The organism is Streptomyces sp. NPDC001709 (assembly GCF_053596375.1).
Genome location: NZ_JBSFGB010000030.1, coordinates 55176 through 78854 on the forward strand (window position 1 = coordinate 55176; position 23679 = coordinate 78854).

At 69.4% G+C, this 23679-nt stretch carries 20 protein-coding genes and 1 pseudogene; 8 read left to right on the top strand and 13 right to left on the bottom strand.

Annotation, left to right across the window (positions count from 1 at the left end; all coding sequences use genetic code 11):
* Window positions 1–4 precede the first annotated feature (4 nt).
* Entirely contained in the window at window positions 5–1288 is a 1284-nt protein-coding gene (locus tag ACWC0C_RS34460) for an FAD-dependent monooxygenase (protein WP_450868078.1), read from the bottom strand.
* Window positions 1289–2146 carry an alpha/beta fold hydrolase gene (locus ACWC0C_RS34465; RefSeq protein ID WP_450868080.1) on the bottom strand — a complete coding sequence of 286 codons (858 nt, stop codon included), beginning with the start codon at window positions 2144–2146 and terminating at the stop codon, window positions 1289–1291.
* 77 nt (window positions 2147–2223) lie between these two features.
* Between ACWC0C_RS34465 and ACWC0C_RS34470 the strand changes: the two genes are divergently transcribed.
* Window positions 2224–3111 (top strand): helix-turn-helix domain-containing protein, encoded by an 888-nt coding sequence (locus ACWC0C_RS34470; protein WP_450868081.1) that lies wholly within the window; start codon window positions 2224–2226, stop codon window positions 3109–3111.
* Window positions 3112–3721: 610 nt separating this feature from the next.
* Here the strand turns inward: ACWC0C_RS34470 and ACWC0C_RS34475 are convergent.
* From ACWC0C_RS34475 to ACWC0C_RS34485, 3 genes are all read right to left on the bottom strand, one after another.
* A complete protein-coding gene (locus ACWC0C_RS34475; RefSeq protein ID WP_450868083.1) occupies window positions 3722–4843 on the bottom strand; it encodes a PP2C family protein-serine/threonine phosphatase in 1122 nt (373 codons plus the stop codon).
* 384 nt (window positions 4844–5227) lie between these two features.
* Window positions 5228–6367, bottom strand: coding sequence for a site-2 protease family protein (locus ACWC0C_RS34480; protein WP_450868084.1), 1140 nt, complete (start codon window positions 6365–6367; stop codon window positions 5228–5230).
* A gap of 601 nt (window positions 6368–6968) precedes the next feature.
* A complete protein-coding gene (locus ACWC0C_RS34485; RefSeq protein WP_450868086.1) occupies window positions 6969–7364 on the bottom strand; it encodes a nuclear transport factor 2 family protein in 396 nt (131 codons plus the stop codon).
* 231 nt (window positions 7365–7595) lie between these two features.
* Here ACWC0C_RS34485 and ACWC0C_RS34490 point away from each other — a divergent pair, with 231 nt between their 5' ends.
* Entirely contained in the window at window positions 7596–7985 is a 390-nt protein-coding gene (locus ACWC0C_RS34490) for a nuclear transport factor 2 family protein (RefSeq protein ID WP_450868087.1), read from the top strand.
* A gap of 184 nt (window positions 7986–8169) precedes the next feature.
* Here ACWC0C_RS34490 and ACWC0C_RS34495 read toward each other — a convergent pair whose 3' ends face one another.
* Window positions 8170–9609, bottom strand: coding sequence for a M14 family zinc carboxypeptidase (locus ACWC0C_RS34495; protein ID WP_450868088.1), 1440 nt, complete (start codon window positions 9607–9609; stop codon window positions 8170–8172).
* A gap of 1101 nt (window positions 9610–10710) precedes the next feature.
* Window positions 10711–11856, bottom strand: a complete 1146-nt coding sequence (locus ACWC0C_RS34500) for an alpha/beta hydrolase family protein (protein ID WP_450868090.1) — start codon at window positions 11854–11856, stop codon at window positions 10711–10713.
* An 85-nt stretch (window positions 11857–11941) separates the two neighbouring features.
* On the opposite strand from ACWC0C_RS34500, the gene ACWC0C_RS34505 reads away from it, so the two are divergent.
* Entirely contained in the window at window positions 11942–12907 is a 966-nt protein-coding gene (locus ACWC0C_RS34505) for an ArsR/SmtB family transcription factor (protein ID WP_450868091.1), read from the top strand.
* Window positions 12908–13138: 231 nt separating this feature from the next.
* On the opposite strand, the gene ACWC0C_RS34510 is transcribed toward ACWC0C_RS34505, so the two are convergent.
* The 3 genes from ACWC0C_RS34510 to ACWC0C_RS34520 form a co-directional block, all read right to left on the bottom strand.
* Window positions 13139–14563, bottom strand: a complete 1425-nt coding sequence (locus tag ACWC0C_RS34510) for an alkaline phosphatase family protein (protein WP_450868092.1) — start codon at window positions 14561–14563, stop codon at window positions 13139–13141.
* Between the two features lie 341 nt (window positions 14564–14904).
* Window positions 14905–15030 (bottom strand): hypothetical protein, encoded by a 126-nt coding sequence (locus ACWC0C_RS34515; protein WP_450868094.1) that lies wholly within the window; start codon window positions 15028–15030, stop codon window positions 14905–14907.
* A 340-nt stretch (window positions 15031–15370) separates the two neighbouring features.
* A complete protein-coding gene (locus ACWC0C_RS34520) occupies window positions 15371–15505 on the bottom strand; it encodes a hypothetical protein (protein ID WP_450868095.1) in 135 nt (44 codons plus the stop codon).
* 298 nt (window positions 15506–15803) lie between these two features.
* Between ACWC0C_RS34520 and ACWC0C_RS34525 the strand changes: the two genes are divergently transcribed.
* Window positions 15804–16517 (top strand): DUF4232 domain-containing protein, encoded by a 714-nt coding sequence (locus ACWC0C_RS34525; RefSeq protein ID WP_450868097.1) that lies wholly within the window; start codon window positions 15804–15806, stop codon window positions 16515–16517.
* 282 nt (window positions 16518–16799) lie between these two features.
* Complete coding sequence (locus ACWC0C_RS34530) at window positions 16800–17024, top strand: hypothetical protein (RefSeq protein WP_450868099.1); 225 nt, start codon at window positions 16800–16802, stop codon at window positions 17022–17024.
* 130 nt (window positions 17025–17154) lie between these two features.
* On the opposite strand, the gene ACWC0C_RS34535 is transcribed toward ACWC0C_RS34530, so the two are convergent.
* Window positions 17155–17571, bottom strand: coding sequence for a VOC family protein (locus tag ACWC0C_RS34535; protein WP_450868100.1), 417 nt, complete (start codon window positions 17569–17571; stop codon window positions 17155–17157).
* A gap of 51 nt (window positions 17572–17622) precedes the next feature.
* On the opposite strand from ACWC0C_RS34535, the gene ACWC0C_RS34540 reads away from it, so the two are divergent.
* Window positions 17623–18246 carry a TetR/AcrR family transcriptional regulator gene (locus tag ACWC0C_RS34540; RefSeq protein WP_450868101.1) on the top strand — a complete coding sequence of 208 codons (624 nt, stop codon included), beginning with the start codon at window positions 17623–17625 and terminating at the stop codon, window positions 18244–18246.
* Window positions 18247–18493: 247 nt separating this feature from the next.
* Here the strand turns inward: ACWC0C_RS34540 and ACWC0C_RS34545 are convergent, their stop codons facing one another.
* Both ACWC0C_RS34545 and ACWC0C_RS34550 read right to left on the bottom strand, forming a co-directional pair.
* Complete coding sequence (locus ACWC0C_RS34545; RefSeq protein ID WP_450868103.1) at window positions 18494–19627, bottom strand: FAD-dependent oxidoreductase; 1134 nt, start codon at window positions 19625–19627, stop codon at window positions 18494–18496.
* A 535-nt stretch (window positions 19628–20162) separates the two neighbouring features.
* Window positions 20163–21335 (bottom strand): alpha/beta hydrolase family protein, encoded by a 1173-nt coding sequence (locus ACWC0C_RS34550; RefSeq protein ID WP_450868105.1) that lies wholly within the window; start codon window positions 21333–21335, stop codon window positions 20163–20165.
* A gap of 306 nt (window positions 21336–21641) precedes the next feature.
* Here ACWC0C_RS34550 and ACWC0C_RS34555 point away from each other — a divergent pair.
* Window positions 21642–22032, top strand: a pseudogene (locus tag ACWC0C_RS34555) (hypothetical protein); the annotation flags it as partial.
* 328 nt (window positions 22033–22360) lie between these two features.
* Complete coding sequence (locus ACWC0C_RS34560) at window positions 22361–23602, top strand: phosphatase PAP2 family protein (RefSeq protein ID WP_450868106.1); 1242 nt, start codon at window positions 22361–22363, stop codon at window positions 23600–23602.
* Window positions 23603–23679 lie beyond the last annotated feature (77 nt).

A 23679-nucleotide genomic window follows, 5' to 3' on the forward strand; every position in this document is an offset into this window, starting at 1 on the left:
CTCCTTACTCCACCCCGAGGCCGTTACCAAGGTCGCCCGCGGGACCGCCCCGACCTCCTGATGCGGCGGGCGACGGCGGGTAGTCGTCGACGGTCACGGAGTTGTAGTGGCGTGCGCTCTTGGTGGTGAGGCGAACGAGGGCGCGGCTGGGGCCCGCGGGAAGGGCGGAGATCAGGCGCGCGCCCTGGGCCAGTCCCCACGCGCCGAGGCGGGTTGCGGGGATCAGGGTCTTCGCCGCGCTCAGCGCGACCGCGCGGCTGCCGTGCACGTGCTCCGCCATCACGCGCTCGTAGGCGGGGAAGGTGCGCTCGTGGTCGCCGCCCGCCCGTGCCAGCTCTCCGGCAAGGACGTACGCGCCGACGACGGCCAGACTGGTGCTGCCGCCGACGGCCGGACCGGGGCAGTACCCCGCGTCGCCGACGAGCGTCACCCTCCCCTGCGACCAGGTGTCCATGCGGAGCTGGGTGATCGAGTCGAAGTAGAACGCCGGGGTGCGGTCGAGTTCGTCCAGCCAGCGGTTCACCTGGGCGTGCATGCCGGCGAACGCACCGCGCAGCAGCTCCTTCTGCCGGCGCACGTCGCGGTGGTGGTAGTCGAGCTCGCGCTCGCTCCGGAACAGGAACAACGCCCGCGCGTCGCCCAGGTGCGGCGCGCCGTACATGCCGACAGTGCGGCCGACGCCGACGTGGATGAGGAGCTCGCCGTCGAGGTCGGAGACCTTCGGCAGGGTCAGCACCCCGAGGTAGGCCCCGATGAAGGCGTTGAAGCGGGATTCCTCACCGAAGACGAGGCGGCGCACGTTGGAGTGCAGCCCGTCCGCGCCGACGACGAGGTCGAAGTGGCGCGGCGCGGCGTTTTCGAACCGCACTTCGCCCTCGGGCGAGATCGCGGTGATCGAGTCGCCGAAGACGTATTCGACGTCGTCGCGTGCGGCGTCGTAGTAGATCTCGCTCAGGTCGTCGCGCATGATCTCCACGTGCCTGTCGGAGGTGGCGCTGAAGACCTTGGAGAGGTCCGCCCGGACGGGACGCCGGGAGCCCTCACGGTAGACGGTCATGCGGTTCGTGCCGGTGGCCCGCTCCTCAATCCGGGGGAGTACGCCCATCTTCTCCGAGGTGTTCATCGCGGGCCGAAACAGGTCGACCGCGTGGCCGCCGGTCTTGCGCAGAGCCGACGCGCGCTCGACGACGGTGACGGAGAAGCCGTGCCTGGTGAGCCAGTAGGCCAGAACCGGACCGGCGATGCTGGCACCGGAGACGAGAATCCGCGTGGCACCCCTCCTTTTCATTCAGTCCACCCGTACGGCGTGGATCGCGGCGAAGGCCAGCAGGGGAGTGGCGGTCCGCGGCGGATCCTCGAGCAGGGGCGAGTGCCCGAGACCGGGCAGCAACTCGACCTTTGCGCCCGGAACGGCGAGGTAGTCGGAGGCGGATGAGGATCGCCATCTGCGGTCGTCCTCACCGAAGATCACCAGTAGCGGCTTGCCGAGGACCGCCAGTCGATCCGGCAGCGCCCGCTGCTCCAGGTAGGAGCGAGTGGCCCGCATCGTCGTAGTGAACGTGTGGTACGTCATACCGCGCACCTCGTCCAGGAGCTCTTCCGGGATCTGGTATCCCGCGCGGCTGAAACCCGTGCTCGCGAACCACCGGAGCTGCTCGTCGGTCGGCGGCCACTGCGAGGGGCCGGTTGCGGCGGACTCCGGTGCGATGAAGGCGCCCAGACTGGGGCCGGTGTTGACGAGCGCGAGCGCGGTCGCCAGCTCGGGCCGCTGTTCGGCGAGGGCGGTGGCGACCGCGCCGCCGCTGGAATGACCGACGAGCACGGCGTGCTCGACGCCGAGCCGGTCCAGTGCCACGCCGGCTCGACGTGCCTGGTCCGGGATCGCGTAGCTGCGGTCGGCCGGTTTGGCCGACCGGCCGTGCCCGAGCAGATCGATCCGGATGACGCGGTGCGATCCGGTCAGCAACGGAACCATCGGGTTCCACGAGCGGGTCGAGGATGCGGACCCATGGATGAGCAGGAGTGCGGGGGCGTCGCGGGGGCCGTCCTGGCACACATAGATGTCCCCGTCGTCCAGCGACAGGTTTGAACTCTCGGTGGCCTCGGTGCCGCCGTTCACGTACGGCTCGCCGTCGGAAACAGTCATGGGCCCACTGTCTCCGCCTGTGAGCGCCGGTGGATTGTACGAATGTTCCCTTTGCCCAGCCCACGTAGCATGGGGCGATGCGGACCTTCGTGCGCGGTGCGGCTAGGTGGGGCGTCGAGTGCCCGCGGCGGCCCAGCCGGGTGGCTGGTGTCACCATGGCCGGGTTCCGTGTCCGTGACCTTGAAGCGCTTCGGATAGTCCCGCACCCGGCCGTCACCCTGCTCCTGGAGTTCGGTGCCGGTTCGCCCGTCCTTGACTGTGCCGCCGGTCGGCAGCAGCGGGGAAGCATCGTCGCCGGGCCCGGCCTCGGGTCCGGAGGCGCGGTCCGGGCGCGGGGAGAGAACGTCGAGTGCGTTCAGGTGCGTCTGTCCCCTGTGATCGCACGCGCGATTCTGGGCGCCTCCCCCGCCGACCTCGACGGCGCCGTCGTGTCGCTGGGCGACCTGTGGGGCCGGGAGGCGTCACGGATCCGCGAGCAACTCGGCGAAGTCTCGTCGTGGCAGGATCGCTTCGTGCTGACGGAGGCGCTGCTCGCCCGCCGGCATGACGCGGGGCCATCGGTGGACCCGGAGGTCGCCTGGGCCTGGCACCGGATCGTCGTCAGCCGTGGCCTGACCCGGGTCGACGGCCTCGCAGCCGAAGTCGGGTGGAGCCGTAAGCGGCTGTGGTCCCGGTTCCGGTCACAGCTCGGCCTGCCGCCCAAGCGCGCCGTGAAGCTGGTCCGCTTCGACCATGCCGCCCACCGCCTGGTCGCAGGTGAAGGCGCGGCCCAAGTCGCGGCCGACACCGGCTACGCCGACCAGTCCCACCTGCATCGGGACGTCATGGCCTTCACCGGGGCGACCCCCGCGACCGTGGCCGGCGAGCCGTTTCTCGCCGTTGACGACATCGCATGGCCCAGCCGCGGAACAACCGCATTGCTCACCTCTCCAGGGAGCTACGGCCAGGTCGCCGACCGGAGGTGAGACCGGCACGGACTCCTATACCGCCTCGCGCACACCAGGGCCCGGGCCGAGCGCGTCCAGCCGCACGCTCCGGTGGTGTGGTGGACGCAGTGGTGGACGGTATTGGTGGACGTCCGGGGCTTGTTGGCCGCACTCTCCGCCGTGGGCCTCGAACCAATGTGTGACGGCGAGCGGTGAGCTCGCGCTGTTGTTCCAGCAGCCAGCCGGAGCCCACGGCTAGTCCAGGATGCCGAGCGCCGTCTCCGTTCGGCAGGCAGTGAACGCACGCCGCGGAAGACCGAGCGGGAGCGTCCGCCAGCGCCTCCGCGAGCGGTTTCAGCTGCGGGGCGATGGTGCCGTCGCGCCCGTGCAGGCAAGGCGTTGACCCGCTCCCCGAGGACGCAGTGAGCGCATCGGCCGCGGCTGTGAGGTTGCTGGCCCGGCCGCACCGGCGGCAGGTGTAGTCGGTGGCGAACCCGGCGCAGGGTCCGCAGACCTCGGCTCCCTGGTCCTCCCGTGCCATCAGGCGGCTGGACTGTGCCGCAGCGGGGCACTCGGTGGGTGATCGGAGCACCGAACGACAGTTTGCGATCGCGGCGGTACGGGCACCGGGCGGCGACCACGCTCCCAGCTATGGCGGGGACCCTGCCCGGGTACCGCTGCCCAGGGTGACCGCGAGCAGTGCCATGTCATCTGAGATGCGGCCGCCGGTGTGTCGGCTCACGTCCGTGAGAAGGGCGTCGAGCAAAGCATCCGGTTCGGGGAATTCGCGCCCGGACAGCGCGGCCACGGGGTCGTAGAATTCCCCGGCGCGATTCCGTGCCTCGTTCAGGCCATCCGTGTACAGCAGGAAAGTCGCCCCTGGAGGGAAGGGCACCGTGTCGATCCGGCGCTGGACCGGGCCCAACTCGGCCAGACCCAGCGGCAGGGCTGGCTCGGAGGGTTCCACGCTGCGCACCTGGCCGGCGTGCAGCAGCAGCGGCGCCGGGTGGCCGCTGTTGACCAGTCGCAGTGCGTCGCCGTGGTGCGGGATCTCGACGAGCACGCCGGTGACGAACCCCTCGGTCCGCTCGGGTCCCGTCCGCCGTGCTGCCTCCCGCAGCAGCGCCCGCTCCAGCCTGGCTGCGATCCCGTCGAGCGTCGGTTCCTCCTCGGCGGCCTCCCGGAACACGCCCATGGCCACGTCCACCGTCTTGACCGCGTCCATGCCCTTGCCCCGTACGTCGCCGACCAGGCAGCGTACGCCGTACGGGGTGTCCTGGGCGCTGTAGAGGTCGCCGCCGATCTGTGCCTCTTTCACGGCTGCCTGGTAGCGCCCGGCGATCCGCAGGGGCCCGATCGAGGCCGGCAGCTGCGGCAGCACGGCGCGCTGCACGGCGAGGGCGATGCGGCGTGCGGACTGCAGCCGCACCTGGTTGTAGTGCACGAGCCGGTTGACACCGATGGCGAGGGCCGAGACGCTCGAGACCGCCGCCAGCTCGCTCTGCCCGCCGGACTCCCCTAGGAAGCCGAAGTGGGCGAGCAGCGCGACGTCCGTGGCACAGGCGCCGATGCCCGCCAGGACCGTCGCGCGCAGCGACAGCAGGGCGGCGGCTGCCATCGGCGCGGCTGTGTAGAAGGCCTCCCCGCTGACATGGGGATTGGTGTTGTAGTCGAAGAGGGCACCTCCGACGAGCAGGGCGACGGGCAACAGCGGAAGGCAGCGCAGACACCAGCGACCGACGGTGCTGCGCCCCGCGCTCAGTGCCCTCATCCAGCCGCTCCCGCTCTGTCGCGCTGTCATCGGGTGGCGGCGGATTCTTCCGCTCCGTAGGCACCGCATACGCCAGCGCCGTCACCACCGTGTTCCGCGACACCTTGTACCGCTGAGCCGGCGGCCGCCCAGACACCGTCGGGTCCGCCGACGATCCCGCCGGATCGGCTCATGGATCCACTCACGCGACCGTACACACACGGATGTCCTGATAATGATCAACAACCACAGCGTGAGCGGCCAAACAGCCCAAGATCCCTATTAGCCTTCACACCTGTGAGGCCTTCGAGGCGGCCGTCTTCTAGCTGCGCAGCCGGGGCGACGTGGTGGCCCGTATCGCGGTTCGGCCCGGGTGGTCGTGTCGGCGGCTCTCCGGCTATCCGGCTATCCGGCGATTCCGTGGCGTCCCGACCCCCACCCACCCCGCGCCGCCGTCCCATGGTTCTCGCGGGTGGAGTGGCGTCGGTAGAGCAGCTGGATGTCATGCGCGGTGACGATGCCGTCGAGATGGCCGCCGTCCGTGACCAGGATGGGCAGCCCGCCTCCTGTGCTGACGCGTTCCAGGACGGTGGTGAGCAGCTCGTGCGGTGCCGCGAGTGTGCACCGCGCGACGGGGATCGCCAGGTCCCGCACCGCCAGGACTTGTTGCTGCTCGGAAGGAACGGCGGCCAGTCGGCTCAGCCGTACGACACCGCTGGGGTGGCCCTCGAAGTCCAGCAGGGGCAGCACCGAATGCCGTGTCCCGGCCGCCACGCCGGAGAGGAAGCGGTCCACGGTCAGCCAGTCGGGACCGGTGACCACGGGACTGCTCATCGCCTCCGCCGCCCTTACGCCACGCACGGCCAGGATCACCTGGGCCCACCGCCGTTCCGCCGCGGAGGCGCCTGTCACGAAGAGGGCGATGACGGTCAGCCACAATCCGCCGGTCACACCCCTCACGAATGCCAGCCATCCCGCGACGGCCAGGATCACGCCGATGATCTGTCCCGCGCGCCCTGCCGTCCGCTGGGCCCGTTCACGGTCGCCGGTACGCCACCACAGCACGGCCTGGAGCACCCGGCCCCCGTCCAGAGGCGCCGCGGGCAGCAGATTGAAGACGCCCAGCAGCACGTTCGTACCGCCGAGCCAGCCCAGCAGGGCAACGGGGAGACGCCAGCCGAGCGTCGAGTGCACGCCCACCGTGGCTCCGATGGCGACCCCGCCGAGCAACAGGCTGGCGAGCGGCCCGCTGACGGCGACCGCGAACGCCGTGCGGGCCGCGGTCGGCTGGCCCATCCGGGTGACTCCGCCCAGCACCCACAGCGTCATGTCCCGGACCGGTACCCCTGCCCGGCGAGCCACCAGCGCGTGCGCCGTCTCGTGCACCACCAGGCTCATGAGCAACAGAAGAGCGCCTACGACACCGGCCGCCGCGTACGCAACGGGCGCCAGACCAGGCGCGTACGCGGGCAGCGTCCTGGCGGCCAGACCGTAGGCGAAGAGCAGCATGATCAACGGCACGCTCCAGTGAGCCCACACCGTCACCCCCCGCACACTCCCGATCCTGATCGAACCCTTCATCGTCCTCACCGCCGACGGGGCGGCGCACGCGGCCCCACGCCGTGGTCCGCCCCCTCCATGGTCCATCGGCCACCCCTCCGACCGGAAGCGTCCCGGTGATGGCAGACCCCGGGCTGATCGCGCAGCCGGAGCCCAGGCGAAGGCGCAGGCGAGGCGGGGGATCGCCGGCAAGCACGTGAAGTTCACACGGGACCTGCACAGCCGGCCGCGAATTGAGGAGTCTCGGGCAACATGCCTGGATGGGGGAGTTGCGGCAATGGTCGCCGAGCAGCTGCGTCGGGCGGAGCACGGGGTTGCCGGCCGACCGTGTGTCCACGGTGCCCCACACTCGGTCTCATCCCAGGGGCCGAACGATACGGGCCTCATCGGCACGGGCTCTGAAGGCCTGGAGCGGTTCCGGCGCATCCCAGGCGGACTGGACGGGGCCGATCACCATGACGTCCGCACCCGCCCTGCCGAGGTATTTCGCAGCCGCCGCGCCGAACGTCCCTGCGCCGACGACCACGATCTCCGCATGCTCAAGGCACCGTGACCGGCACTGCCAGGGCCGCTGGAGACCCGCACGTCAGGGTGCGGTGAAGAAGGCGCTCATGCCGTCGACGTCCGACAAGTAGCTGTCGATGGCGGTGATGCGGCCGTGGCGGATGGTCAGCACGGTCGCGAGGTGTTCGTCGAGCTTGCGTCCGTCGGAGGCGGCTGCCGTGTTGCGGAGCGAGAGGGCGACGCCGCCTGCGCCGACGAGGATGTGGAGCAACTCGGTGTGCAGTCCCTGGCCCGCGATGTGCCGGGCTCGGCTTACGACCGCGTCCGTGCCGTGGATGGTGCCCGAGATGGTGCCGGTCCCCGGCATGGTCCAGGTGATGTCGTCGGCCAGTAGGCCGCGCAGTCTCTTCCAGTCCCGGGCTTGGAACGCGGACAGGAAGCGTTCGGCGATCGTGGGGTCGGCGTTGTTCGTGGACATGGTCTCCCATTCTTCACCGACTGTCGTCAATTCCCCATCGACCCTAGGCGGTTCGCCACCCCGGCACATCCCGGCGGCCTGGTGCTCCTACTACCCCGCAAAGTGAACCGAACGCACGGGTGAGCTCGCGGGACGCGGCTCTTGCCTGGTCCGGGGCAAAGTGGCGGGTTCCGGCAGCACCGGCACTGGGCACATCGGTGTTATCCGCAGCGTCTAGGACAAGGATCTTTGATGCCGAACTCTTCCCCGCAGATCGATATTGTCCGCCGCTTCTACGACGCACGAGGCGATCTCCAGGTCATTCGGTCCGTGGTGGCTGAAAACGCGCAGTGGGACGTGGCAGAGGGCTTCCCGAAGGGTGGTATCTACACCGGGCTCGACAGCATCCTGGGCGACTTTTTCGGTTTCCTGGCCGACTTCAAGGAGTTCAGCTGCGTCGGCGACGAGTTCTTCGAAGACGGCGACCATGTCATCGTGCTCGGCCGCTATCTGGGTATCAGCACCTCCGGAACGGCCGTAACATCACGATTCGCACACTTCTTCACTCTCAGGGACGGCCGAATCACCCAGCTCCGGCAGACCTGCGACACACTTCCCATCGCCCGCGCGCTGGACGGCTGATTCGGCGGTGATACGTCGCTCCTCTTCCTCGGCCTTGCCGAAGCCGTCGGTCGTCCGGACGCGGTGGTAGGTGCTGCCGAGGATCTGCGAGGCGCGGAGCAGCACCGGGGTGATGGTGGTCGGCGGGACGGGGCCGTTGCCGACGGCCTTGTGCACGGCCCCGGAGCGGGTCCGCCGGCGTGAGCTATCGCCGGGCGGCGGCGGACGTGGTGCGGTAGGGAGCGGTGGCCTGCTGGGCCGCGTAGAGAAGGGCAGGCTTGATCTTCGGCCAGAAGTAGCTGTCCTGGCAGGAGTACGGCGGCGTGAAGCCGTCACAGCCGGCGCCGTCGCTGTCGCCGATCTCGATGGTGAAACTGGCGAGGCCGAGCTTGTCGTACGTCCAGTCGTCGGTGCCGCCGGAGGCGTTGTAGAGAATCTCACCGGCCTGGCCGTACTGGTAGCCGGTGATCGAGGCCATGTGGGCGGCGAGAGCACGCAGCGCGGTGTCGTTCCCGGTGTGCACGGAGGCCTTGTACTCCCAAGGGAAGAGCACCATGCTGGCGTCGCTGTGCAGGGTGATCATCATGCCCTTGGCGGTGGACGGTGCGGGAGCGGTGTCGCCCGTGCCGGTCCGCACGGCGGGGAACAGCTGGCGGAAGAGGTTCTCCAGTGCGGTGGTCTCCACCTCGGAGTTGCCCGCCGGTCCGCCGTAGGTCTGGTCGCACGGTGCGCTGGAGGTTCCCGACGTGTCCCAGTGGGTGCCGGCGTTGCGGTTGAGGTCGACGCCTATCTGGCTGTAGGCGCTCGTGCCGCACCGGGAGCCATGCGAGTTGTCGGCGTTCTTGCGCTGCAGGACGGGGTTGTCGCCCCCTGCCGCGACCATGTCGACGCCGTCGGGGTTGGCGTCGGGCACCACCCACATCTCGGTGGTGTCCATCAGCTTGGTGATTGCCGAGTCCTTGCCGTAGCCGCTGGTCAACGCGTCGATCCAGCGCCAGGACGTTTCGCCGGTGGTCAGCTCGCGGGCGTGGATCTGGCTCATCAGGAAGAACCTGGGCTTGGCCGAGTTCGGGTTGAGCGCGCAGTCGTCCGTCTGGAGTTTGGTGATGCAGATCGCCTTCAGGTCGCGGCCGCCTTGTCCGTGCTGCTTCAGCCAGGACTGACCGTACGTCACCTCCTTCGCCAGGTCGGGGTGCTGGGAGGTGATCTGGTCCATGTGCGCGTACTGGGCGGTGACCGTGTGGTAGCCGCCGTCGTAGGTGTCGCCCGCAGCGGAGGCGTGCGGCGCGGCGGCGCGGGAGGGGACCGCCTCGGTCAGCGTGGTCGTGATCGCCGGGTTGAAGCCGAGCCGCCGCAGCCCTGCCGCGGTCGCCGCGTCACCGGAGACGAACAGGTTGTCGCCCTGGCGTCGTTCCAGCAGGTCGTATCCGGCATCGGCGAGCCGTTCCGCGTCCTGCAGCGGATGACGCGTGGGCACGCGGTAGATGATGACGGTCCGTTGACTGCCGCCGTCGGCGCCAGGGAGGGTCGCGGCGTGACCCGCAGTGGCGTCCGTGCCGGTCCGGGCCTGCGCCGCCTGCGGCAGCAGGGCCGCGGCGACGACGACGGCACCGGCGGTCAGGCCCGCCAGGCGTTTGTATGCCATGAAGGTGACCTTTCGTGGGGGCGGATGTTGCGGGGAGAGACGTGTTCACATCACCGCCGCCGTGCGGGCGCGCTACGGGACGGCGGTGACATCCGCACCCAGCGCGGCCGTCACCGGCTGGACGAAGGCCACCCCGCCCGAGGCCGGCCCGCTCGTCGCGTCGGAGCGGGACTGTGCGCCGCTGCGGCCGCCGAGTTCGAGGCACGCGTCGGTGCCGATCAGGGCGAGGCGGGGCCCACTCGGCCCGGAGCGGCGGGCATTGCCCGCGTACGTGGCGGCGAGTCTGCCGCCGCGCTCCGGCCGGAGAGGGCGGAGCGGGAGGTAAATATGTGACGGGGTGTCACGTCCGACCTCCTGTGGGGGATGTCCCGCCTGCTCCGCAGGCTGGGACCGGAGGGGCGAGGCATGTCGCCATCCACAAGGATGGCGTGGTCATGCCAAATCGTGAATCTTTGACGAGTATCGCGATGCGCGGCCCATGGCTGCAAGACGCCTTTTCGGCCGCGCTTCTGGCATGAGAGTGACCGGTGGCGCCCCATGACCGGTGGCGCCCGTAGGCTGCCCTTACGACGGTGCCCACGCCGACGACCTCGACGTCCCACTCGCCGTCTCCGGCGCCGGCCCCCCGCACTGCTGTCCTCCCGGCGCGCCAACGCGGCCCCGTACGGCGCCGGCAATCGGCGACGCCGCGGACCGGTAGCTGTCTGCCCCACGACCGCGGCGGGCTGCGAGGCTGGAACGTCGCCCCTTTCCGGCTGTCTCCTCGAACCGGGAAAGCGACCCACGGGAGATCCGGGAACCCGGCCCGACATGCCGCGGCGGCCCGTCGGCCGGCCCCGGTCGCCGGTCACCGGTCACCGGTCGAATGAGCCGACGATCTCGGTCGCCGAGCCGAACGGCGATCCCACCGTCAAAGGCGGGATCGCGCACTCGCAGCAGACCCCCGCCGGCGGCCTGATGTCCGCTTACCCGGTCCACCAGGCCGCCGACATCTCTACCGCCGCGCAAAGCTCGTCCCGGTCGGAGAACGAAATCCGGCGGTTCCTAGGGTCTGTCCGAGGGGCCATGTGACAGACCCTGCCGCGCGCAGCGACAGTAGATCTACGCCCGCAGGTGCCGGGCGAAGAACGACCGCACGTAGCCGCGCACCAGCGGCACAGATTGCTCCGGGGCAATCGCCCCGATGAGCTTGTTCCGGTTGTCAGCCGTCATGAGACTGGCTGACTGCAACTGGGGCGCAATGGACGCGTAATCCGTGAACACCCCATGCGTGGCGTTATCTATCTCCCGCCGGTGGACACGCCGCATGACCGACCAGGAACGCTCCAGCTCCTTCTTCTCCGGGAAGCCGTCGGTTCCCAGCAGGAGCAGCGGCCGGTCCGCCCCGTGCTCGGCAACCGGGAACAACTTCCCGTCCGGGTAGTCCAGAAAGCCCTCCAGGTTGATGGCCGCTTTGATGCGGCGGTCCTCGTGCATCGCCTCTGCCGCTGTCGTCCCACCCGCCGAGTGGCCGTAGATGCCCACCCGCCGCAGATCCAGCGCACGGCCGAGGCCGCTTCGCCCGGCCGCCAGGACTTCCAACTGGTCCAGTACGAACCCGGTGTCCGCGATCCGGGTGTCGATCGCGGTGCGGAAGACGGTCGGATCCGTCCGGGGATTCCCCCTGAAAACGCTCTCCCGGATGGACTTGTCGGGGAACTCGACCTCAGAGGCGTCGCCGGGATGGTCGATGGTCACCACCACATACCCGTGGCTCGCCAGCTCCTCGGCGACCCCGGTACCCAGCGTGCGCGGGTCGCCGCCACCCGGGCTGTACAGCAGCACCGGCCGCCGCACGGGCAGCGCCGGTGCGCCCGTGCGCGCATGGACCGTGGTGGCCGCCCAGTCCACTCCGGCCCGCGGCAACTCCGGGTGGAACAGCGGGGCGAACTGCTGGAAATGCTTCGCAGCCCCCGCCGTCATCTGGGGCGCGACCGGGTAGCCGCGGACGTCGCGGGCCGGATAGAACACCGTGACCATCAGTTCGCGAACGATGCTCGGCTCCCACGGGTCGCGCCTGGAGCGGTCGGTCAAGTGCAGTGTGGTGACGCCGATCCGGTGGGGGCCGCTCGGCGCGGGCAGTCGCAGGGTGAGGCCGCCCTCAGCAGCTCGTGCCACACCACCGCCGGCGGGGAGCAGCAGTGCCGCGGTGGCCAGTACGGCCGACTTGGTGACGGTCCGTCGGTCTACAGTGAAGGAAGAAGGCATACCCTGAATGCTGGCGCCCGGTGGGGAAGGCAGCCATGGTTCAGGCCCTCGCCGAAACAATGGCGCTGCGCCGCCCGGGAGAGTAGTGATCCGGATCCATTTCACGGCCGCCGACTTCGCCCGTGTCCGGTTCGCACCTCGGCCGGCCCCGTTGCAGGAACTCAACGCGGCCCTCAGCATGTTGTGCGCTCGCGACAACGAATTGCTCTTCGGCCGCTGGAGGCGGCGGGCTCTGCGCTCCTTGCCGGTCGTCGTCGAGCCGTTCGCGGACCTGGTCCCCCAAGGGGAGGCCCCTGCCTTCATCGACGTGTTCAGCGACACCCTGAAGGAGGGACTGGACACCGTCCGGGCCTCGTGCCCGGACCTGGTCCGCTCCGAGATCGAGCGCATCTACGCCAAGCAAACGGCCCAGCCCCCGCGGTGGATCCGCCACCTGCACCAGGGCGACGCCGATGCCTGGCAACTCCTCCGCCAAGCACAGCACGCCGCCTTCGAGACGGTGCTGCGCCCGGTGTGGCCCGTGGTGCAGGACCTGCACCAGAAGGAGTTCACCCGCCACGCCGTGGCCGTGGCCGAGCACGGCATCGGGGCCGTACTCGCCGGACTCGTCCCCGGCGCCCGGCTGCACGATGGCCGCGACTGGGAGCTGGAAGGGCCCGGCGCGCGGGACATCAAGCTGGGCGGTCGTGGCATGGTGCTGCTGCCCACCTTCCACTGGACCGGCCATCCCCTCATCGCCGACCTGCCCGACCGCCCGCTGTACCTGACCTACCCGGCGGGTCCCGGCCTGCCACTCTCGCCGGCCGGGGTGGAGGGCCGGGACGACGCACTGGCCGAGGTACTCGGGCGAACGCGCGTCGGCATACTGCTTCTCCTCGCGGATGAGCACACCACCAGCGGGCTCGCCCGGCGCCTGGGCGTCAGCAACGCCACCGCCTCCGCCCACACCGCCGCGCTGCGCGGCGCGGGCCTGATCACCACGGTCCGCGCCGGGCGGGCCGTACTGCACCGGCGCACGGAGCTGGGGAGCCTGCTGGTGGGGTGGCGTTAAGGGCCGGTCCGGCGGGTCATGGACGGGGCCGGAGCCGGAGGGCGGCAACGGTGGCGATGCGGAAGGCAAAAGCAACTCGGAGATACGTCGGTCGCCGGTGCACCCGTGCCTCCGCCGACGGGCGGCGCGGTTGATCCGTCCCCGGGCTGTCGTCCAGTGGCATGGCGGCGGCCCCCGTTGGGGTAGCGTCCACAAGGCCTATGGCGCGGGCCCTGTGGGGTGTCAGCGGTGTCACACGTGTGGGCGGCGGCCGCTTTCCTGGTGTGGGAATGTCTGGTGCGTACCTGGGAGCCTCGGCTTCGGCAGTTCCGCGACCTCTTGCCTCGCCTTTTGCAGTTGCTGCGCGGTGTCGTCGGGGAGCCGGGGCGGGCGAGGGCGGGCGTCACGGAAGCGGAAGGCGGTTGTGAGGTCGCCGAAGGTGGTGCGCCGCCAGTGGCTGATGTTCGGTTCCTGCACCCCTGTGAACCGTTCCAGGAACTGCAGGGCCGAGGTGTGGTCGAAGGCCTCCGAGGCGACCCAACCGCCGACGGTCCAGGGGGAGATGATGATGGCCGGTACGCGGAAGCCGCCACCGATCGGCAGCCCCTGAACGTACTCGTTCGCCGTGCCCGCCGGCGGTGTGGGCGGGGCGACATGGTCGAACAGGCCGTCGTTCTCGTCGTAGTTCAGGATGAAGGCGGTCTTGCTCCACACCTTGGGGTTGGACGCGATCGCCTCGATCTTCGAGGCGACGAAGTCGGCGCCGGCCGCCGGGAGGTAGTCGGGGTGCTCCGACTGGTAGCTCGTCGGGATGATCCAGCTCACCGCCGGGAGGCGGTCGTTGCGGGCGTCGTGCTCGAAGGTGCCCGCGGGCTGCGGGCGCACTCCCCGCTCGTACAGCTCGGAACCGGGGCGCGCGTTCCTGAAGGTGGCGAACTGCTCCAGCATGTTGCAGCCGTAGTCGTCGTCCTGCTGGTAGACCTTCCAGCTGATGCCGGAAGCCTGAAGCCGTTCGGCATACGTCGTCCAGCGGTACGGCGTGGGTGCGACGTTGCTGATGACCGGGCCGCCGTGGGTGCCGACCGGGTCGATCGTGCCGGTCATCCACATCAGGCGGTTGGGCCAGGTGGGGCCGAACACGGAGCAGTGGTAGTTGTCGCAGATGGTGAAGGTCTCGGCGAGCGCGAAATGGAACGGGATGTCCTCGCGTGTGTAGTAGCCCATCACGTAGGGGCCGTTGACACCGTCGGCCCGCCGGTGGGCGGGCAGCCACCGGTCCATCTTGCCGTCGTTCCAGGCCTGGTGCTGGACGGACCAGGCGTGGCTGGTGGACGGGATGGCCTGGGCGCTCGACTTGTGGGTGTCGAGGTGGAAGGGGAGGAGATAGCCCTTGGGGTTCTTGGCGTCGGGCTGGTAGAAGACAGAGCGCCCGTTGTCGAGTTCGAGGGCGTTCGGGTCGTTGAAGCCCCGGACACCCGACAGGGTGCCGAAGTAGTGGTCGAACGAGCGGTTCTCCTGCATCAGCATGACCACGTGCTCGATGTCGCTCAGCGACCCCTGCCTGGGCGGCCCGGAGGTGACGGCCTTCTGGACGCTCGGCGGGAGGAAGGCGAGAGCCGCGGTGCCTCCCAGCGCACCTGCGGCACCCAGCAGTCTACGGCGTGTCAACTCAGCCATGATGGCCCTTTCTTGAGCGGCACAAGCGCTCCGGAGTGACGGCCGGCCCGGAGAAAGGTGGGCCGTCATCATCGTTCGCCCGTGACGTCCAGGCGCATCAGGCAAGGGCCGTGAACATGCGGCCAACGCGCGGGAAGGGCTTGACCAAGCCGTGATGTTCAACGCCCGCGCGTCGCGTCGATGTCGCCCTGCGTTGAGAAACGGGTGGCTGCTGCATGGACCCGGGCGTGACCGCGTACACGGCGCCGGGACCATCGCACTGCTCTCGCAGTAGGGTCCCGCTGACGGTGTAGTAGGCGACGTGGGTCGAGGTCGTGCCACCCGGGACGGCCGAGGTCGACCTAGAACGCGGCGAAGCCGTAGGAGCGCTCGGCGTCGCGCACCGCCGACCAGGGGGCGTCCTCGATGCCGTAGACAGGTGGGCGTTTGCCGGTCGCCGGGTCGGCCGGGCCCACTTCGGCGATCACCCGGCACTGCGGGGTGGTGAAGAGGAGCTGGTTGGAGGGGCCGAGGCGGCACCGCCGCCGATCACTATGTGCACGGTGCCCCTGGTGGAGTCGACGGTGTGCGTGTCGGTGGCGGCCGGGATCTGGGTCCGGGTGTCGTTGGCTGCCGGCCACGGAGGGGGTGAGAGCGCTCGTAGCGGTGCTCGTGGCCGCAGACGATCAGGTCGACGCCGTAGCGGTCGAAGAGCGGCAGCTACTCCTCTCCTCACGGATGACCCAGTCGATGTCGGGGGTCGCGCGGGCAGAGCCACGTCGTGGTTGTTGAGGCTGATTGCCCTTACCGACCCAGGGCCACGGAGGCTCAGGCCGGGGTGCTCTCCTTCACGCTGTCGAAGGGATTGGGGTAGATGGCCATCTCCTCCAGTCGTGGGATGACGGCACGGGTATCGCCCAAGGCGCCCTGGCCGTCGCCCTCGCCGCAGGTGGCCGATTCCACGAGTTCGGCCAACTCTCGGCCGGTGCGTCAGCGATGCGAAGATGACCGGCCCGCGAGGTGATTCGCGCCGGATAAGCCCGCGTTGTCCGTGCGACGGTCAGGCGCGGGACGGTCGACGGATGCCCGTCACATGGCGGTGTCTCGCGGGGCGGGACGCCGCTCGGCATCATGGCCGCCCAGCGGCGTGACAAAACAGTGAAACCGCTGGGACGCGTCCGGTACAACCGGCGTGGCACCTGAGGCGTCATGAGTGTCACACGGCCTATGAGCCGCTCTGGGCAGTAGAAAGGCAACCGCGATGTCATCTTCACTCACGCTCCGGCGAGTATTCCCGGCCACCGCGCTCACCTGCGTCGCGGTGCTCACCACCGGCTGCAGCGCGGGCTCGGCCGCCTCCCCGACTGGTGGCACGACTGCGGCCACGGCATCTGGCGCGTCGGCCACGACGGCGCCAGCGGCGACAACGTCGGCCGCGACAACGCCAGCTGCGACAACGCCAGCCGCTGCCAACACGGCTCGGGCCGGTAGTACGGGCACTGGCACCCAGGCGCAGCCGGCCGGAACAACGCACAGACAGATCGCTGCCTGCCCGACCCGTTATCTGAACGCCAGACCGGGTGTCAGCCAGGGTGCCGCCGGCAGCGTCTACCAGGCGATCGACTTCACCAACATCTCCCAGACCACCTGCACCCTGTACGGCTACCCCGGGGTGTCGCTCGCCGGCGGCAGCCCCGTCCAGCAGATCGGACCGGCCGCCACACGGAACACCACCGCCCCCCGCGCCCTGGTGACGCTGGCACCGGGGGCCACCGGCAACGTGCTGCTGCGGATCACAGACGCCGGCAACTACTCCACGACTCAGTGCCACCCGACAGCCGCGCAGTACCTGCAGGTCTACCCGCCGGGCCAGACGACCCCGATGTATGTCGCCTACAAAACGACGGCCTGCGCCGGGACGGTCGGCCTCCTGAGCGTCGGCGCGGTCCAGCCGGGCGCGGGAAGTATGTCGTAGGACGCCGGGCCGGACCAACGGCGGTACTCCGGCCACCGGGCCACGGGGCGGTGCCGTGGGCGTGTCCCCGTGCGCGTGCCCGTGCCCGTTCGCGGGCCGCGGGCAACAGGCCAAGAGCAGGGCAGCTGAAGAAGGTCTTCGGTCACGTACGGTGAGTCGGCTGGGCGGAAAATACGCACCCGGGGGCATCTCAATGCCTATGACAAGCGTCTGTGGGCGGGGACGGCCGTCCCTCAAGCGAGTGACGTAAAGCGTGCACGGGCCTGGCGGGTGGGAAATCTCTTGCCCGTCAACACGTCCAGCGTCTCTCCTCATCGAGAGGGAATCACCGTGATGTCTGTCCGCCGCATCGTGACCGCTGCAGCATTGAGCGTATTGCTGTCCCTCGGCGCCATCGTCCCTGCCGTAGCCGCCCAGGCACAGGGTGCCGAAGACATCACCGACGGTCTCGAACAACCCGTCAGCAGTCTTGTGGGCTCCCCCCTCGGCCTTCCTCTCGGCATCTGAAACCGTCGGTCGGTATGGGCCTGTAGCGCCCTTCGGCCGCGGCCGAAGGCGCCCTTCGGTCGCGGCCGTCAGCGGGCGCAGTACCTGCGTGAGGACCTCCCTGGCGTTGTGGGACATCGGGCCGTGCTGCTTACTCGGAGCTCGGGTCGGCGTGGTGCTGGAGGGTGTAGAAGGGGACCTCGTGCCCGTCCGGGTCGCGCAGGTGTGGCAGGACCCATCCGTAGGTGGCGCGGTGGATTCCGGCGTGGTGCTCGCCGAGCGCGGTCAGGTGCGCGGCGAGCTGTTCGAGGGCGGCCTTGTCGGGGACGCCCACAGCGAAGAAGCCGAAATCGGGCATGGCCTTCGCGGCCCCGGGAGCCAGGCGCAGGCCCAGCATCGGGCCTCCGGCCGGGTGGCGCAGGACGTAGCCCACCGTGGCGCCCTGTTCGGTGAACTCGAAGTCGACCTCGTACCCCAGTCGGCTGCGGTACCAGTCGCGCGAGCGGGTCAGATCGGTGACCGGGAGCTTGACGTGGTGGATCCCGGCCAAGTGTGGGGTGTCCGACATGGGAACCTCCCTATGCAGTAGCACTGCATCGATGCAGTTATACTGCACCGTATGTCCGAACCCGTCAAGCCCGACCTGCGAGCGGCGCGCATCGCCGAGACCGAGGCCAAGATCCTCCGCGCTGCCGGTGAACTCTTCCTCCGCGACGGCTACACCGCGACCTCCCTGGCCGCGATCGCCGACCACGCCCTGGTCGGACACCGCACGGTCTACTCCCGCTTCGGGAACAAGGCGACACTGCTCAAGCGGGCCGTCGACGACGCCTTCACAGGGGACACGGGCAGGGAGTGGTTCACCACGGCCGGCACCGCACCCACCCTCGTCGAGCGCATCACCGCGCTGGCCGCAGGCGTCCGACAGATGATGGACCGCGCCGGCGACATCCTCTCTGTCGCCCTGGAGGCCGCCGCCGTCGAACCCGAGCTCGCCGCCGCCGCGCAGGCCGGCCGCGAGAACACCCGGCAGAACATCCGGCAGTTCCTGGCCGGGGCCGCCGACGACGGCCTCCTTGCCCCCGGAACCGACCTGGACTGGCTCACCGACACCGTCGCGCTGCTCGTTCACGCGGAGACGTACCTCTTGGCCCGGAAGATGATCGGCTGGGATCTCGACGGCTACCAGCGCTGGCTCACCGCCAGCCTGACCGCGCTGATCTCGGGACAACCGCTCCCATGAGCCTGGGGATCACCGCCGCGCACCGGCCGCGAGCGGTCACGATCTGCGTTCGGGAACCCGCCTATGAAGTCCAGCGCCGGCTGCGGCCACCGCTCGGCCTGCTGGTGACCGTGTGTGGTCGACGGCGGCGCCTCGGCTCTCGGTTCTTCCGGCATCGGACGCGAGGCGAACCGAGACCGCACCTCGTCGTGGCCGGTTCGTTGCTGCCCCGAGGCCCGCACGACGGCGAACGCCTCAGACGAATGCCTTATCGCGACTGATCGTGTTGGGTGAACGCGGTGATCAGGGCCTGGGCGGTGTTGTTGTCGGAGTCGGTCCCGTGGATCTCGGCACCTTCAAATGCAGCCTCGGTGCTGCGGGGGAACATGGCCTGCTCGTACTCGGTGAGCGCGGCCTCGATGTCGTCGGGGTGCGCCGCGAGGGACTTGCCGAGTTCGGCGCCGTCGAGCATGGCGAGGTTGGCGCCTTCGCCGTTCGGGGCCGCGAGGTGGGCGGCATCTCCGAGCAGCGTCACCCCCGGCACCCGATCCCACCTGTGCCCGGTCGGCAGGGCGTAGAGAGGGCGCAGGACCGGTGTGGTGTCGCTGTCGGTGATCAGCGCCGTGAGCTCCGGCGCCCAGCCGCCGAACTCCGCCGCGATCCGCGCGGTGGCCGTGGTGGCATCGGTGAAATCGATGGCGGCGAACCAGTCCTGCGGCTCGGACAGCCCCACATAGGCGTGCAGGGTGTCGCCCCTTTCCCGGTGCGCGAAGATCTCCCTGCCCGGCGTGGGCGCGATCATCGACCCGCCGCCGACCGCTTTCGCGGTGGCAGGGTGCCGGGTGTCGGCGTCGAACAGGTAGGTCTCGACGACCGACTTGCCGACGTACTCGGGTACGGCATCGGAGAGCAGCGGCCGTACCCGTGACCACGCGCCGTCCGCGCCGACCAGCAGGCTGGTGACGACTGTGCTGCCGTCGGCGAACGTCACCTCGTGGCGGCCGTCGCCGAGAGTACGGGTGCCGCTGGCCTTGTGCCCCCACTGGACGGCACCGGCCGGGAGTGAGTCGAGCAGGATCTGTCGCAGCTCGCCGCGTTGCACCTCAGGGCGTCCGCCCGTGCCGTCATCGGCTTTGTCGAACAGGACGGTCCCGTCCGTGTCGAGGACTCGCATCGCCTGACGGCCCTCCAGGATGAGGCTCCTGAACTCCTCCATCAAGTCGGCTGCTTCCAGGGCGAGTTGCCCGTTGTAGTCGTGGATGTCGAGCATCCCGCCCTGCGAACGCGCACCGGGGGAGGGCTCCGCCTCGTAAACCGTGGCCGGTATTCCGTGGACGTGCAGGACACGGGCGAGCGTGAGGCCGCCGAGCCCGGCGCCGATGATCGTCACGTGAGTGGTCATGGGGCTTCCTTCCTGATCGTGGACCGCTGGGCGGACACCCGGCAAGTCATGCCTGGAGCGCCGTTCCAGTAGGTCGGGACGATGCGATGTTGATGGCCGCTGCCGTTGGTGGCCGACGCCAACGAGTTCCAATCTCCCGGCAGCCACCGACAGATCACCGACAGATGACCCGCAGATCACTGACAGATCACCGACCACTGCCGACGTCGGGTCTGCGCCGGGCAGGGCGCACATCGTGCGGTGGGTTTCCTCACCATGCGAGGCCGACCACATCCATCTGCCGACCTACCGTCGTAGCTGCCGACAGGAGGCGACGCGAGGCGAGCCAGCCCCGTGACACGGCCCCGGAATCCCTACCCGTGACCTCAGGCGAAACGGCTACGGCGTCATTGGCCAGCAGCCAGACGTCAGCGGCGTCCTGACGGCTTATCCGATCCTGCGATGTGGCAGGGCGTGCTGCCAGGGCCTAGAAGGGGCGACGCCGAGAGAGATCGTCCCCGTGCCCTCGGCACGACCTGCAAGCTGGCCTGCGAGGTCAGCCGGCGAGCAGGGTGTCGAGCCAGTCGAAGGTGCGCTGGTGGAACAGCAACATCGCACCCTCGTGGCAGTGCTCGCCCGCGCCTTCGTCCTCACGGAAGGAGATCAGCTCCTTCTGGCAGGTCAACTCGCCGAACAGACGCTGCGGCTGCCCCTTGAAGAACTGGTCGTTCTCGGCTTCGAGTACGAGTGTCGGGCAGGTGATGCGGTCGGCGATACCCGCCATGGTGTACGCCTCGGTTGCCTTGACCAGCTCGTCGATGCCGGAGACACCAAAGGTCCACCGGCCGTTGCGCACCACCCATCGCACCATGGTGTTCTGCGCCATCAACGCCTCCATGCCGCCGGGCATCGAAGCGGCACGGCCGGCGGTTGCGGCGATGACCGCGTGGAAGTCGTAGACGCCGTCGTACAGCACGCACGCGGCGAGGCGGTGCTCGAAGGCGGCCGCCCTCGCGGCGAGATAACCGCCGAGGCTCATGCCGATCAGCACGAGTCGCTCGGCGTCCACCCCGGGCACGGTGAGCGCGAAGTCGACGACCGGGGTGACCGCGGCCTCCCAGTCCGGCCGGAAGTGCAGACCCTGATCGCGGACGGTACTGCCCTGGCGGGGGCCGTCGAACGCGATGACGTTGTAGCCGCGCCGCAGCGCACCTGCGGCCAGCGCAAAGTAGTCCTCCTCGAGGGTGGAGTCGTACCCGCCGTGGAAGAGCACGGTCGGGCGGGGGGTGCCCGAATCGTCGGCGAGGAACAAGTAGCCAGGAAGGGCCGTGTCCTCGTACGGGATGCGCAGGGCGCGGGCCGGAGTGTCGAGCAGGGCGGCCGCGTCGGCGAACGTCTGCTGGGAGGCCCTGGCGAGCCGCGCCGACTCGGCGTCGGCGGCGGGATCCTCGCGGCGGTAGAAGTCGGCGGTCCGGTAGTAGTTGGACGCGCGCAGCAGCGCCTCCCGGGCGCTGACTCGATGACCGGCGGCCAGCGCATCCCGGCCGATGCGCTCGATGCGCGCCGCCGTCGCGGCCCACTGGGCCGACCATGCCTCCTCGTCTCCCTCTGGGATCTGCCGGCAGGTGACCAGGACCTCGCCGAGGTCGGCGCCGCCATAGGCGGCGTAGCCCGCGGCACGCAGTGCCTCGAAGGAGAAGGACTCGTCGTCGTAGAGGAATTTCATCATCGATTCCCTTCCACGCATGGAACGCAACGGCAGCGTTCCGTCACGCTCAAAGCAACCGAAACAGCGAGGCTAGGCAACGGGTTCGGAAGACGTTCGTGACCGTCGCCATGGCCGAGCGGTATGACGAAGCCTTCCTGCGACACACTGCGATGCTCAGGGTGATCACGGCGAACTACTCGCCGCTTGGTGCCCGTGGCTACGGAAGTGGGTGGTGGCCGCTGCCGAGGCCCCGGCGAACTCGGTGGTATACGGGGCGAAGTGCCCGCCGGGGACCATCACCAGCTGCTTCAGTTCCAGCGCTTGGTTCTGCACATGGTGGTCGGGGACATGGCGCCAGAGTCGTGGGCCATCGCCCATCCCGAGCGCTCCGCCATGCTGCTCGCGCCGCGCGACGAGCTGGCGGCCGTCGACAACAGTGAGCAGCTCACTCATCTGGTGGCCGAGTACGAGCGGCTCGGCCTGATCAGCAAGGAGGATTCCGAGCTGATCATCAGCTCCCTGGCCGAGCCGCAGAACCCGGTCGGCGACCTCCAGGCGCCCGCCGCACTGATCACTTCCGTGGACGCCGCGGCGGACGCGGACACCATCCCGGCCACAGCCGCCGAGCACGACCGCAACCGCCTGCTTGTGCGCGACGGCACCGCCGTCATCGGCTCCGTCCAGGCCCGCCGCGCTGATCGCCCGCGCGGAGGGAAGGGTCCGTGACGCCGACGGACAGCTCTGGTAGCCGGGCATGGAGGAGCAGTTGGCAGACGCTTCCGAGTCCTCGCGGACAACGGTGAGCCACGCTTGGCCGGCGGAAGCCCCCCACCACTCCGATAGCATGTTCGAACTGGTGACGATCACCGTCATCACTTTCCACCTATTTAACCCATATCGAATCGGCCAAACGATTGATGTCTAGAGAGTCGCGGGTGTTTTTGCGAATAAACGGCAGAGTTGCGTTGGCCGCGTGGCGTCAACGGCGAACCATACTGTGGGCCGTAGCGGGTGTGGCGGCTCTTGGATTCCTCAGCGCACTGGAGATGACCGCACGCCGCTATGGCCAACCGGGGCCGATTACCAACCTGGTGAATGGGCTGATATTCGCCCCGAAACCGGGGCCGCTGTACGGCGGTTTGGCGTTGATGATGGTGGTGCTCACCTGGCGGCAGCGTTTCATCGCGGCTGGTGTCGCGATCGGCATCGACGTCGTCTTCGTGTTGGTGCGGTGGGCGGTCGACGCCAAGATGACCGACGGGCATTTCTTCGGCAACGGCGCGTTGTGGGTGATGTTGGGCTGTGGGGTCATCGCCGTCACGCGCCGCACCGGCGCCGAACGGGTCCTGCTGCTGAAGGGCGTCGGGCTGGGTCTGCTGCTGCTGGCGGGCCGCAAGGCGGGCGATACCTGGCTGCTCGTCACCTCGAAAACCCGCCCGGCGGTGCTCGACCAGTACGTGGCAACCGCCGATCACGCGCTGGGCAACCCGTCGTGGCTGGTGGGCCGGATGGTCAGGGCCACCAGCCCGATCGGCACCCATCTTCTCCACCTGGTCTACGCCCAGCTTGCGGTGGCCGCGGTCGTCGTGGCGCTGTACCAGCTGCGCAACGTGGCGGTCGAGCGCCGCTTCCCGCGCCATCATCTGGTGCGCACCTTCCTGGTCATCGGCCTCCTCGGCCCGACCATTTACATGATCTTCCCGGTGGTCGGGCCGGTCTTCGCCTACGGCCCGGGCGCCTCCGGCACCGGCGGCGTGCACTGGGCGGTGGCCAATCTCTGGCCGGACGCGCCGCCGCCGATCAACGCCCCGCACCCGGTGTCATACGACGAGATCACTCCCCGCAACTGCATGCCCAGCCTGCACACAGCGTGGGTTACCGCGATCTTCATTCATACCCGCAGGGCCCCACGGATTCTGCGGTTCGCGGGCACGTTCTGGCTGATTGCCACGCTCAGCGCAACGCTGGGATTCGGCTACCACTACGGCGTGGATCTCGTCGCCGGCGTCGTGTTCGCGCTCACGATCGAGGCAGCGCTGCGCTCGCTCGACCGTGGCTGGGACCGGTCAGGAATCCAGCTGGTCATCTACGGCGCTGCGGTCTTCGCCGCGCTCTTGGTGTCGTACCGCTGTATGCCGATGGAAATGGCCAGACATCCGTGGGTGTTCGGGCCACTTCTCATCCTGATGATGACCTCAGTGGTCTACGGCTACGTACGGACCACCAAGGTATGGGAACCGGCGGACGCACCAACGCGGCAACCGGAACCGCAACTCGAGCCAGTTTGAGTCGTTTCGCACCAGATTGCGGCCGAGCGATCTCGTCGACCACTATGAGAACCCCTCCGGCCGAGCCGGTGTGCTCG